At 48.6% G+C, this 12,926-nt stretch carries 11 protein-coding genes; 2 read left to right on the top strand and 9 right to left on the bottom strand.

Features of this window, described 5'->3' with window-relative positions; translation table 11 throughout:
- Window positions 1–157 precede the first annotated feature (157 nt).
- Both W01_RS12675 and W01_RS12670 read right to left on the bottom strand, forming a co-directional pair.
- Window positions 158–526, bottom strand: a complete 369-nt coding sequence (locus tag W01_RS12675) for a hypothetical protein (RefSeq protein ID WP_173055255.1) — start codon at window positions 524–526, stop codon at window positions 158–160.
- Between the two features lie 158 nt (window positions 527–684).
- Window positions 685–1,149 (bottom strand): MEKHLA domain-containing protein, encoded by a 465-nt coding sequence (locus tag W01_RS12670; RefSeq protein ID WP_173055253.1) that lies wholly within the window; start codon window positions 1,147–1,149, stop codon window positions 685–687.
- 327 nt (window positions 1,150–1,476) lie between these two features.
- Here W01_RS12670 and W01_RS12665 point away from each other — a divergent pair, with 327 nt between their 5' ends.
- Window positions 1,477–2,241, top strand: coding sequence for a tetratricopeptide repeat protein (locus W01_RS12665; protein ID WP_173055251.1), 765 nt, complete (start codon window positions 1,477–1,479; stop codon window positions 2,239–2,241).
- A 194-nt stretch (window positions 2,242–2,435) separates the two neighbouring features.
- On the opposite strand, the gene glmM is transcribed toward W01_RS12665, so the two are convergent.
- The 4 genes from glmM to rlmE form a co-directional block, all read right to left on the bottom strand.
- Entirely contained in the window at window positions 2,436–3,791 is a 1,356-nt protein-coding gene (glmM, locus tag W01_RS12660; protein ID WP_173055249.1) for a phosphoglucosamine mutase, read from the bottom strand.
- Window positions 3,788–4,615 carry a dihydropteroate synthase gene (gene folP, locus W01_RS12655; protein WP_173055247.1) on the bottom strand — a complete coding sequence of 276 codons (828 nt, stop codon included), beginning with the start codon at window positions 4,613–4,615 and terminating at the stop codon, window positions 3,788–3,790. Before folP ends, glmM begins: the two co-directional genes overlap by 4 nt.
- A 98-nt stretch (window positions 4,616–4,713) precedes the next feature.
- On the bottom strand, window positions 4,714–6,621 hold the full coding sequence (gene ftsH / locus W01_RS12650) for an ATP-dependent zinc metalloprotease FtsH (RefSeq protein ID WP_173055245.1): 1,908 nt from the start codon (window positions 6,619–6,621) through the stop codon (window positions 4,714–4,716).
- 197 nt (window positions 6,622–6,818) lie between these two features.
- Window positions 6,819–7,448, bottom strand: coding sequence for a 23S rRNA (uridine(2552)-2'-O)-methyltransferase RlmE (gene rlmE / locus W01_RS12645; RefSeq protein ID WP_173055243.1), 630 nt, complete (start codon window positions 7,446–7,448; stop codon window positions 6,819–6,821).
- 35 nt (window positions 7,449–7,483) lie between these two features.
- Here rlmE and yhbY point away from each other — a divergent pair, with 35 nt between their 5' ends.
- Window positions 7,484–7,825, top strand: a complete 342-nt coding sequence (yhbY, locus tag W01_RS12640; RefSeq protein WP_173055241.1) for a ribosome assembly RNA-binding protein YhbY — start codon at window positions 7,484–7,486, stop codon at window positions 7,823–7,825.
- A 148-nt stretch (window positions 7,826–7,973) separates the two neighbouring features.
- Here the strand turns inward: yhbY and greA are convergent, their stop codons facing one another.
- From greA to carA, 3 genes are read right to left on the bottom strand one after another with little or no spacing between them, the layout of a single operon-like run.
- A complete protein-coding gene (gene greA, locus W01_RS12635) occupies window positions 7,974–8,450 on the bottom strand; it encodes a transcription elongation factor GreA (RefSeq protein WP_173055239.1) in 477 nt (158 codons plus the stop codon).
- A gap of 23 nt (window positions 8,451–8,473) precedes the next feature.
- Window positions 8,474–11,695 (bottom strand): carbamoyl-phosphate synthase large subunit, encoded by a 3,222-nt coding sequence (gene carB / locus W01_RS12630; protein ID WP_173055237.1) that lies wholly within the window; start codon window positions 11,693–11,695, stop codon window positions 8,474–8,476.
- A 1-nt stretch (window position 11,696) separates the two neighbouring features.
- A complete protein-coding gene (gene carA / locus W01_RS12625) occupies window positions 11,697–12,824 on the bottom strand; it encodes a glutamine-hydrolyzing carbamoyl-phosphate synthase small subunit (protein ID WP_198421292.1) in 1,128 nt (375 codons plus the stop codon).
- Window positions 12,825–12,926 lie beyond the last annotated feature (102 nt).

Raw genomic sequence — 12,926 nt, 5'->3', positions numbered from 1 at the left:
CCCGAACAAACAAACACACTGCATAGCTGACTATCAAGAAAATATTCTTTTCCACATTACAAATGCCATCACTGGATTTTTTATTAACAAAGTTTCATGGCTTTGCAAATATCAAATTCTGATCAGACAAGTATTCATAATGATTCTGCGCCATTAATTAAATAGATCGTATTTTGTGTGAGCTTATCTGACGCTCAGTCACTCGCAACGGTCTCGCACTCCGCCGTTCGCGGCCCGTATAAATCTTGGTAGCACTGCTAACCCGTCTGTCCCGTGGAATCGCAATGTTAACAACGCAATTCACCTTGTCTTTATCTTGAATAAAGCCTCCATTTATTAATTCTTGTAACATATATTCAAGCGATGCACGCAAGCTGGGCGCAGCCCGTTTCATCAGTTCTTTCACAGTGGACTTGTTATCAATTAAATAAAAAGCACGCTTAATCTCGCTGGATAAATAGTTTGTTACCCTATTTCTTTCGTCCTCACCCTTACTGGTTTTGATAAATATAATTTTGCTATCCATATTCAATCCTCGCACCTTAAATTATCTAAAGTTTAATTAAGTGGATTCAAGTTTGAAATCCACGAACTTGTTATCGGTCTAGCGGGTTTAAAGTTAAGAAATATTTCTTGTTAATGTTGAAGAAACCTGTAAAGTATTTAACGGTGCATCGAAAAAACTTAAAGATATTCCCAATCTCTAATGAGTGCTGCTTGGCCATAAAACTGACCCGCTGATGTCATCAAATTCCATACCGTAGCGTCACGGATCATGAAACGCCGACCAGACTTCGAAATACGGATACCAGAATAATTATTGATGTACCCATGTCTGCTAACTGCATCCAGCAACTTAACCCGCTCTTTTTGATTTACTGTTTCAGCCGATAAGCGTGATGGCAGAACGGTAAACTCTTCCCAGCTCATTTCAAATATATCCAGCGCTCGTTGATTCCCATAATTGAATATTGGGTCTACCCCGATGCCATGGGAGAGAACCGCGAATGGAGCCACAAAAAGTGCTTCTACAGCATTTTCATGGGTAATGCCTTTATCAAAAAAAGATTTTCCAGTCCAATGTAAATAGCTGGAGCGCAGAATTTCAACATGATGAGTAAGGAAGGTAAATTTATTTTCGTATGTCATAGACAACTATAGGCGGATTCAAGACCCAACTGCAACAGTTAATGTAATCAGAAAGATTATTGCAGAAGACGTGGGAGCAACTAAATAGCGCGACCTACTAGTTACCGCCGGGAGCGATTATTAAAAGGGGAATTTGGTGTAAGATGTTCGACATTCTCACATGGTGCTCTTGATAGTGCGTTCCGCAACTTCAATATTTATCCTTAAACCGGGTTATTGTTTTAGTGTCGGCAAGCCTTACGCCCATTGGACGTTGACCAAATGATATGTGCGCGTTGCGAAAGTACGAACGTGCGCCATTCTTCGTGGAAGAAAAACGAAGACCACATGAACCACTTACTTTATGCACCATACCGTTGCCGTGACTGCAAGTACCGGTTCTTTAAATTCAGTGGACTCTTCAAGCTTTCTGTCGCAGCTATTTTGGGTTTACTTGCCTGCGTAGGTTTTTTTATCACGATTTACCTGCTATCCAAACCTGACCTTACCATCGTCTCTCCACCCATCGTCCATGAGATAAAACCAAGCAGAACACTTATCCTCGAGAAAGCACAACGGGGTAAAGCTGATGATCAATACGCTGCGGGTCTCATGTACATGCCAGGGGGCGAGTTCCCAATAAATTACAAGGAGGCACTGAAGTGGTTTAATTTGGCCGCCAAGCAGGGACATGCAGGAGCAGAATTCAATCTGGGTCTGCTTTATAAAAATGGCCGGGGCGTATTGCAGGATTTCACCGCTGCCGCTCAATGGATTGAGAAAGCAGCCCACAAAGGTTATCCTGAAGCTCAATATCAGCTTGGAACATTTTACAAAACCGGTGAAGGCATTCAACGTGATCTGACGCAGGCTTACGTCTGGTATAACCTCGCATCCGCACAAGGCTACGAACCCGGCATTTCTGAGCGAGATAATGTGGCAAATCTTATGAATGCAGCTGAAGTACTGAAAGCGCAAACGCTGTCACGGAATTTCAAGCTAACGCCTTCTCATCATGGTGAAGACAAAATGCTTACTATCAACAACGAAAATCATATCCAAAAAAATATACCTGATTCAAGCGCGAAGCAACCACTGCAACCAGACGGCTAATAACTGACATACAATTGGATTCAATACCATCTGGCAATAAATAATTTTTATGCCGGAACCAGGGATAATTACTCTTGGCAGCAAGCTCATGTCCCGGCTGAAAAGAACGTCAATCCAGCGCAAATGGTCAAATATGATGTTGACGCTTTAAAATTACAAAATCCAAGGTTTTAACAGATACTCCTACAATTTATCTACGCCACTTCTCGCACAGCTTGTGCGATGGTTTCCGCCCAGTACCGAACTTTTTCACCATCCTCACCTTCCACCATCACACGCAACAACGGTTCGGTTCCAGAAGGCCTTAGCAATACTCTGCCACAACCATCGAGCGCCGTTTCAGCAGCCATCACCACTTCACGTATACTGGCATGCGTAGAGCAATCAGCCCCTCTGGCAACACGCACATTCAGTAATATTTGTGGATATAGTGTCAAATCTGAAACAGCTTGAGCCAAAGTCTGCTGATTAATGCGAAGTGCATGCAACACTTGCAAGGCGGAGATGATGCCATCACCCGTTGTGTGCCGATCGAGACAGATAATGTGGCCGGAATTTTCTCCACCCAGTTGCCAGCCTTGTTGCAACATCGTTTCCATTACATGACGGTCACCCACCTTGGCGCGCGCGAAGGGTACGTGCATGCGCTGCATGGCATGCTCGAAAGCCAGATTGGTCATTAGTGTTCCCACCACCCCGCCCTTGAGCGTACCCTGCACATGACGGTGCTTGGCAATAATGTAGAGCAGCTGATCGCCATCGTACGAACATCCATCCGCGTCCACCATTACCAATCGGTCGCCGTCACCATCGAGGGCAATACCCAGATCAGCGTGATGGTCTTTAACGGCTTGCTGCAAATTGGCCGGGGCAGTCGCGCCATAACCGTCATTGATGTTTATTCCATCCGGCTGCGCACCGATAGTTATAACATCCGCACCTAGCTCGTGGAAAACATGTCGGGCGATGTGATAACAAGCACCATGCGCGCAATCCACCACCAATTTCAGGCCACGCAGATCTAAATCGTAAGGAAAGCTACTCTTGCAAAATTCAATATAACGGCCTGCCGCATCTGATAAGCGTTTGGCTTTGCCCAGCTTGGCCGAAGGCATGGTTTCTATTGATGTTTCTAGCCTTGCTTCGATGGCGTATTCTATTTCATCTGCTAATTTGCTGCCTTGGCTGGAAAAAAACTTGATGCCATTATCCTCGAACAGATTATGCGAAGCGGAAATTACGATGCCCGCCTGCAAACGTAATGCACGAGTTAGATAGGCCACTGCAGGTGTTGGCACTGGGCCGGCCAGATAAACGTCTACACCGGCGGCAATCAAACCCGCCTGCAAAGCCGATTCAAGCAGATAACCAGAAATACGTGTGTCCTTGCCAATCAGTACTCCGGGATTTTCACCCTGTGATAAATGCCAATCCGCGGAAGCCAGCACTTTGCCTGCGGAATAGCCCAGGTGCATAACAAATTCCGGCGTAATAGGATATTCACCCACCCGTCCGCGCACACCATCCGTACCAAAAAATTTTTTGCTCACAAGTCAATCTCCTTCACAGCGTTCAAAATTTTCAAGGCATCTACTGTGGCACGCACATCGTGCACGCGCACCATGCATGCTCCTCGCATCACTGCCAACAACGCTGCCGCTACGCTGGCGTGTACTCGGTGTTCTACGTCTTGGCCAGTAATTGTCCCCAGCATGGATTTACGCGATAACCCCGCTAGCAGTGGTACACCCAGTACAGAAAATTTATCCAGATGCCTTAAGAGAGCGAGATTATGCGCCAAGGTTTTGTCAAAACCAAAACCTGGATCGACCATGATACGTTCCCGCGCGATACCCGCCTTTTGCGCGGATACTATACGTAAACGCAGGAATTCAAGCACCTCTGCCACTACATCCTGATAGTGCGGCGGCCGAACAGTCTGAGGCGGGCCTTGTTTATGCATCAGGCACACCGCTGCATCGCTTGCAGCCACGGCGGCCAGTGCATCGGGTTGCCGCAGCGCGTTGATATCATTGATCATACTCGCTCCTGCCGCCAATGCCGAGCGCATCACTTCTGTTTTATAGGTATCCACTGAAAGAGGAACCGGGGCACCGTGCAAGCCTTCAATCACCGGCATGATGCGATCCAACTCTTCCTGCGCGCTAATCGATAACGCGCCGGGACGCGTGGATTCACCGCCTATGTCGAGTAGATCAGCACCGTCTTGAATCATTTGGTGCGCATGAACTAACGCTGCATCGCGTTGCGAATGATGCCCACCATCATAGAATGAGTCGGGGGTGATATTGACGATGCCCATAACCAAAGTGCGGGATAGAGCCAGCTTGAATGAGCCACAGTGGAGAAGCATGTAATAGGTGAAAGTAAAAGATAAAAAGGGAAGCGGGAGCATCTATAAGCACGAAAACATGCACCTCTCCCCTTCCCTTAATCATCTTTCTCGGTTTTTCAAGCTCCCGGTGCTGGCTGAGCAGATGGCGTTCCCGATGCTGTTGGTGCTGCATCCTGGGGCGGCTGGGCATCTTTGCTGGACTGGATGGCCCTGGGAGGACGTGGCGGTTTACCGGCCATAATATCGTCGAGCTGGTCGGCATCTAAGGTTTCAAATTCCAACAGTGCTTTCGCCATCGCTTCAACTTTATCCCGATTGGCTTCAATCAGTCCCCGAGCCAATGCGTACTGCTGGTCTATAATACGGCGAATTTCCTCATCCACTTTCTGCATGGTAGCTTCTGAAACATTCTTATGGGTAGTCACAGAGCGCCCAAGAAATACCTCGCCTTCATTTTCGCCATATACCATCGTCCCCAAAGCTTCCGACATACCCCATTGTGTTACCATGCGACGTGCCATCTCAGTGGCACGCTCAAAGTCATTGGAAGCCCCGGTAGTCATTTGGTGCATGAAAATCTCTTCCGCAATACGACCACCAAACAATACCGCAAGCGTATCAAGGATGCGATTCTTGTCCATACTGAAACGATCTTCCGCTGGCAACTGCATGGTCAACCCCAGCGCACGTCCACGCGGAATAATAGTGACCTTGTGAACCGGATCAGTTTTTGGCAGCAACTTAGCCACAACCGCGTGGCCGGATTCATGGTAAGCGGTGTTGCGACGCTCCTCCTCTGGCATGACGACTGAGCGGCGTTCCGCACCCATCATAATCTTATCCTTGGCTGCCTCAAAATCGTCCATCTCGACGAATCGCTTGCTGCGTCGTGCGGCAAACAGCGCCGCCTCGTTTACCAGATTCGCCAAATCAGCACCAGACATACCAGGTGTACCGCGCGCTAAAATATCGGCTTTCACGTCAGGCGCAATAGGCACTTTGCGCATATGCACCATCAAAATCTGTTCGCGACCACGAATATCCGGCAACGGCACTACTACTTGGCGATCAAAACGGCCCGGACGCAACAGTGCTGAGTCGAGTACATCAGGACGATTGGTTGCAGCGATCACAATCACGCCACTGGCTCCTTCAAAACCATCCATTTCCACTAGCAACGCATTCAAGGTTTGTTCACGCTCATCATTACCGCCGCCCAAGCCAGCACCGCGCTGGCGACCGACTGCATCAATTTCATCAATGAACACAATGCACGGCGCCTGTTTCTTAGCCTGCTCGAACATATCGCGTACACGTGCCGCGCCTACGCCGACAAACATTTCTACAAAATCAGAACCAGAGATTGAAAAGAACGGTACATTAGCTTCACCCGCAATGGCTTTTGCCAGCAGCGTTTTGCCGGTGCCAGGACTACCCAGCAGCAGCACCCCGCGCGGAATGCGACCGCCCAAATTTTGAAATTTGGTTGGGTCGCGCAGGAAATCTACAATCTCGGATACTTCTTCCTTCGCCTCATCGCAACCTGCCACGTCGACAAAGGTAACACGCTCTTTAGTCTCGTCCAGCATACGCGCTTTGCTCTTACCAAAAGAGAAAAGCCCCCCCCCTTTACCACCGCCTTGCATCTGGCGCATGAAAAAGACCCACACGCCAATGAGCAGCAACATGGGGAACCACGAAACAAAAATGCTCATCAAAAAAGATTGCTCTTCTTCCGGCTTGGCCTCAATCGTCACACCGTTCTTGATTAAATCAGATACCAACCATAAATCTTGTGGCGCATAGCTGCTGATGCGCTTACCATCGTTAGTAACAGCCTTAAGCATGCGCCCTTCGATGGTTACCTTGGTGATACTCCCCAGCCTGACTTCTTCCAGAAAGCGCGAGTAATCCATCTGCGTCTGCGAGGTCTGCTGCTGGCGCGTGTTGAATTGATTGAATACGGTCATCAGCACCAACGCCACGACCATCCAGATTCCGATACTCTTAAACAAATTGTTCAAAGTTACTCCTTAAACCAGCGCACAGTCGCTACTGTGCGTCCATTAGACTACGTCTGGCCCGATTACTCAAGGGCACCACTATAAATCCAACAATATTGCAATACTGCGTTAATTTGCAAATTCTACCGCTTACAGATTAAATATATACCGCCTATTAAACTTAATTCGGGTCTTGTCTAAACTTAGAAAGTTAAATTTTAAAATGTGTTCTCAAATTTTGAAGTTCCCAAGAGATACAATTCATTACTTCGATCGCGCGAAGAATCTGGCTTGCGCGTCACCACTCGAGCAAAGTAACTACGCATCAACTTAATATAGTCCTCAAAACCTACGCCTTGAAACACTTTCACTAGAAATGTGCCGCTTGGTTGCAAATGGCGTAATGAAAAGTCCAGCGCTAGTTCCGCCAAATGCATAGCACGTGCCTGATCGCTCATGTTAATACCACTAATATTGGGGGACATATCTGAAATTACAAGTCCAATTTTCTTGCCACCCAGTTTGCTTTCAATTTGTGCCATCACACTGTCGTCGCGAAAATCACCTTGAATAAATTCCACGCCATATATCGGGTGCAATGGCAACAGATCAACTGCAATTACTTTGCCACCTTCAGCCACCTTGATGGCAGCGACTTGCGACCAGCCGCCAGGGGCCGCACCCAGATCAACCACCACCATACCTCGTTTGAGCAGACGATCACGCTCATCAATTTCTAATAATTTGTATGCCGCACGCGAACGGTAACCTTCCTTCTGCGCGCGCTGCACATATGAATCATTAACATGCTCATGCATCCATTGTTTGCTACTTTTGGATCGCTTCATCGTTTAAAATGTCAGTCTTATCAGGAGCCAATAAATTGCTAACACTCACTGTATTACAACGCCAAAACCTCAAAGCACGCGCTCATCCGCTTAAACCCACCGTCATGATTGGATCAGCAGGATTAACCTCCACCGTACTGGGAGAAATCTCCTGCGCCTTGAAAAGTCATGAATTAATCAAAATCAGGGTTATGAATGAGGATCGGGAAACACGCGCAGTTATCTTGGAACAAATTTGCACACAATTAAACGCAGTAAGCGTGCAACATATTGGTAAAATCCTGGTGATATATCAACCACAAGAAGATGTACCCGAGAAGAAACCTGCAAAGCACAAGGGCAAACGGCTCAGCAAAAAACAGTTGGGCAGCCGCTAAACTTCCCAGCATTATATTATATCCTGCCACCTCTTGCGCAGAGGTGAGCGAGGCAACCATACCGCATCTTCCCAGATGCTGAAAAGTCACTAGCAGCGAAAAGGACTTACCTGCATTTGCCTATGCCTTCCAAAGGTGCTTGGAAGGCTTAAATATATTGCACATTCACGATCTCATATTCGCGAACACCGCCTGGAGCTTGAACTTCAGCAACATCTCCACTGTATTTACCGATCAGTGCCCGTGCAATTGGAGAGCTGATGGAAATCTTGCCCTGCCTGATGTCAGCTTCATCATCTCCAACAATCTGATAAGTCACCACATCGCCGCTTGCTAAATCTTCCAGCCTCACGGTCGCGCCAAACACACAACGACCGTCCGCGTTGATGGTCTTTGGATCTATCACTTGAGCATTCCCCAGCTTGCTTCCCAACTCTATGATGCGCCCCTCAACAAAACTTTGACGCTCTTTAGCCGCTTCATATTCAGCATTTTCCGACAAGTCACCTTGCGCGCGCGCTTCGGAAATAGCATTTATCACCCATGGACGATCAACAGTTTTCAAATGATGCAGTTCATTACGCAATAGTTCAGCGCCTACCACAGTTAATGGAATCTTGCTCATACTGATTCTTCCTTCTTATGTTCTTAATGGATCAAACGCTGATGCTGCGTCTGCAAGTCATACACCTGTAATTCAGCGATGTGCTGCATGCCCAAACAAGCTGCGCGCGCACCTGCCAGAGTGGTGTAATAAGTCACACGTCCCTGCAATGCGGCATGACGGATAGAATAAGAATCTTGCATCGCGCTACGCTTACTGTCCACGGTGTTAATAATCAGACTGATCTCGCCGTTCTTGATCATATCCACGATGTGCGGACGACCTTCTGCTACCTTGTTCGCCACCGTCACAGCAACATTCGCTGCCGCTAATGCCGCAGCGGTGCCACGCGTGGCCAACACGGCAAAACCCATATCGCGCAGGCTCTTGGCAATTTCGACAGCCCCTAATTTATCCGCACCACGCACACTGATAAATACCTTACCGGTAGACGGCAATTTCACCCCCGCCGCCAATTGCGATTTCACAAAGGCTTCGGCAAAGGTATCACCCACCCCCATCACCTCCCCAGTGGATTTCATTTCTGGACCAAGAATGATATCCACACCAGGGAACTTAATAAATGGAAACACCGCCTCCTTGACCGAATAATATGACGGAATAACTTCTTTAGTCACGCCCTGTTGCGCCAAAGTTTTACCAACCATGCAACGCGCAGCCACCATGGCCAGCGGAATTCCAGTAGCTTTAGACACGAAGGGCACGGTACGTGAGGCACGCGGATTTACTTCAAGTACAAATACAGATTCACCCTGAATGGCATACTGTACATTCATCAAGCCAACTACATTCAGCGCCTTGGCCATCGCTTTGGTTTGACGACGCAACTCATCCTGAAGCTCTAACGGCAAACTAAACGGCGGTAAGGAACAGGCCGAGTCGCCAGAATGTACACCCGCCTCTTCGATGTGCTCCATGATACCGCCGACCAGCACATCTGTGCCGTCACTTACCGCATCGACATCTACCTCAATCGCATCATTAAGAAAGCGGTCGAGCAAAATCGGCATTCGTTCTGGAAAAATATTGGCGCTCTCCACTGCCTCGCGCATATAACGTTCCAAATCAGGCTGCGAATGGACAATTTCCATGGCACGCCCACCCAATACATTGCTGGGCCGCATCACCAGCGGGTAGCCAATTTCTTGCGCTGCCAACACTGCCTGTTCCGGCGTGCTGACCGTTCGATTAGGCGGTTGCTTTAAGTCCAATTGCTGCAACATCACGCGGAAACGCGCACGGTCTTCCGCACAGTCAATCATGTCCGGTGTGGTGCCTATGATGGGCACATCGTTTTTCTCTAAGCCGCGCGCCAACTTCAACGGCGTCTGACCCCCAAACTGCACGATCACGCCAACCGGTTTTTCCACAGCCACAATTTCCAGCACATCTTCCAGCGTTAGCGGTTCGAAGTACAGACGATCGGACGTATCATAATCAGTAGACACAGTCTCTGGATTGCAATTAACCATGATGGTCTCATAGCCATCCTCACGCAACGCCAGTGCAGCATGCACACAGCAATAATCAAACTCGATCCCTTGACCAATACGATTAGGCCCACCACCCAACACCATAATTTTTTTTCTACTTGTAGGCTGTGCCTCACATTCCTCTTCATAGGTAGAATACATATAAGCAGTATTGGTGGCGAATTCAGCGGCACAAGTGTCCACCCGCTTGAACACGGGACGAATACCCAGCGCATGGCGATAAGCGCGCACAGCCGCTGCATCATTTCCCAGCAATCTGGCCAAGCGTTTATCCGAAAAACCCTTGCGCTTTAATTCACGCAACTCCCCCATATCCAGATTAGCCAGTGTACGCCCCACCAGCGCAATTTCGCGCTTGATCAGATCTTCGATCTGCACCAGAAACCAAGGGTCAATTTTGCTTAAGCTGAACACCTCTTCCAGCGTCATGCCCATACGGAAAGCATCTCCCACATACCAGATGCGGTCCGGCCCCGGTGCGCCCAATTCAGCAGCAATTAACTCGTAATCGTTTGTTTTTCCGTCTAGCCCATCCACCCCCACTTCCAACCCACGTAGCGCCTTCTGAAATGATTCCTGGAAAGTGCGACCGATTGCCATCACTTCGCCCACTGATTTCATCTGTGTAGTTAAACGGTCATTGGCCTGCGTGAATTTCTCAAAAGCGAAACGTGGAATTTTGGTCACAACGTAATCTATTGTCGGCTCAAATGAAGCTGGAGTTGCCCCGCCCGTAATTTCATTCTTCAACTCATCCAGCGTATATCCTACCGCCAGCTTCGCCGCCACTTTGGCAATTGGAAATCCGGTGGCCTTGGATGCCAGCGCCGAAGAGCGCGATACGCGCGGATTCATCTCAATGACCACCATATGCCCATTTTCAGGATTAATGGCAAATTGCACGTTAGAACCGCCCGTATCCACACCAATTTCACGTAATACCGCAATGCTCGCATTGCGCATGATCTGGTATTCCTTATCGGTCAGCGTCTGTGCTGGTGCCACAGTGATGGAGTCACCCGTGTGCACACCCATTGGGTCTAAATTTTCAATCGAGCAGATGATTATGCAGTTGTCGGCACGGTCACGCACCACTTCCATTTCAAATTCTTTCCAGCCAAGCAGAGACTCTTCAATCAATAATTCCTTAGTAGGACTAGCCTCCAGACCGCGCTCACAAATTTCGACAAACTCTTCACGATTGTAAGCAATACCGCCGCCCGAACCACCCATAGTAAAAGATGGACGAATAACTGTAGGGAAACCCATCACCTGCTGCACCTGCAACGCTTCTTCCATACTATGCGCAATCGCCGAGCGCGCTGATGCCAAGCCAATACGCGTCATCGCCTGCTTAAATTTCTCGCGGTCTTCCGCCATGTCGATGGCCTCGCGCGAAGCGCCTATCATTTCTACGCCATACTTTTCCAATACACCATATTTAGCCAAATCTAGCGCACAATTTAACGCAGTCTGCCCACCCATGGTAGGCAGGATCGCGTCCGGCCTTTCCTTGGCAATGATTTTTTCCACTATCCGCCAAGTGATCGGCTCAATATAGGTAGCGTCCGCCATGTTTGGATCAGTCATGATGGTGGCCGGATTCGAATTCACCAGAATCACGCGATAACCTTCTTCACGCAGCGCCTTACATGCCTGTACACCGGAATAATCAAATTCACACGCCTGTCCGATGATGATGGGACCCGCTCCGATAATCAGTATAGATTTTATGTCAGTACGTTTAGGCATATCAGGAACTCTTGCGCATCAGCGTCACGAAGCGATCAAACAAATAATCCACATCATGTGGGCCGGGACTGGCTTCAGGATGGCCCTGGAAACAGAACGCAGGCTTATCGGTCAACTCGAAGCCCTGTAGCGTGCCATCGAACAGCGACACATGTGTCACACGCGCATTCGCTGGCAAGGTCGTCGCATCCACCGCAAAACCGTGGTTCTGGCTGGTAATCATCACCTGCTTACTCTGCAGATCCTGAACCGGATGGTTTGCGCCTCGATGACCAAGTTTCATTTTCACCGTCTTAGCTCCCACTGCCAAGCTAAGAATCTGATGTCCCAGGCAAATACCGAACAATGGCACACCCACACGTAAAAATTGCTGCGTTGCCGCAATAGCATAATTGCACGGCTCAGGATCACCCGGGCCATTTGGCAGTAACACTCCGTCCGGCTTGAGCGCCAATACATCTTCGGCACTGGTCTTAGCGGGCACAACTGTAATCTTGCAGCCGCGTTCGGCCAGCTTGCGCAGAATATTGTGCTTAGTACCAAAATCATATGCCACCACATGAAATTCGGAACGCTCATTACTGCGGTAGCCGTCCTTCAAATTCCACTCTCGTTGCGTCCAATCGTAATATTTTTCACAAGAGGCATACTGTGCCAGATCCATTCCGTCCAGCCCCACAAATTCGCACGCCGCATGTAGCGCCGCCCCCTCATCTATACCAGTGGCAATACAGCCGTTTTGAGCACCCTTTTCGCGCAAAATGCGCGTTAGCTTACGGGTGTCAATGTCGGAAATCGCCACTATTTTATTGGCTTTGAGGTAATCGGACAGCGATTGCGTACTGCGCCAGTTGCTCACCGTCAAGGACAAATCACGGATCACCAGTCCACTGGCAAACACTTGGCGCGATTCTTTATCCTCAACATTCACGCCCACATTGCCGATGTGAGGATAAGTCATAGTGACAATCTGTTTAAAGTAGGATGGGTCAGTAAGAATTTCCTGGTAGCCGGTCATCGAGGTATTAAACACCACCTCGCCCACGCACATGCCAGAAACACCAATGGCAGTACCACGAAACACCGTCCCATCGGCAAGCACTAAAATGGCAGGGTTCGTTTGTGACACCAGATACTCTCCAATGTAGCATTAGTCTGAATACTTCATAAATTCGCGTAATGATCGCGCAAGATTTTGCGAGTTGGGGAATTTTCCCATCCCGACGAACCT

Source organism: Candidatus Nitrotoga sp. AM1P, assembly GCF_013168275.1.
GTDB lineage: Bacteria > Pseudomonadota > Gammaproteobacteria > Burkholderiales > Gallionellaceae > Nitrotoga.
This window is presented reverse-complemented; position numbering and strand designations above follow the sequence as displayed.

What these genes read in the sequence shown, in the direction of transcription:
- W01_RS12675 (WP_173055255.1), bottom strand. Translation starts at nt 526, where the DNA reads ATGGATAGCAAAATTATATTTATCAAAACCAGTAAGGGTGAGGACGAA.
- W01_RS12670 (WP_173055253.1), bottom strand. Translation starts at nt 1,149, where the DNA reads ATGACATACGAAAATAAATTTACCTTCCTTACTCATCATGTTGAAATT.
- W01_RS12665 (WP_173055251.1), top strand. Translation starts at nt 1,477, where the DNA reads ATGAACCACTTACTTTATGCACCATACCGTTGCCGTGACTGCAAGTAC.
- folP (WP_173055247.1), bottom strand. Translation starts at nt 4,615, where the DNA reads ATGCTTCTCCACTGTGGCTCATTCAAGCTGGCTCTATCCCGCACTTTG.
- rlmE (WP_173055243.1), bottom strand. Translation starts at nt 7,448, where the DNA reads ATGAAGCGATCCAAAAGTAGCAAACAATGGATGCATGAGCATGTTAAT.
- greA (WP_173055239.1), bottom strand. Translation starts at nt 8,450, where the DNA reads ATGAGCAAGATTCCATTAACTGTGGTAGGCGCTGAACTATTGCGTAAT.
- carB (WP_173055237.1), bottom strand. Translation starts at nt 11,695, where the DNA reads ATGCCTAAACGTACTGACATAAAATCTATACTGATTATCGGAGCGGGT.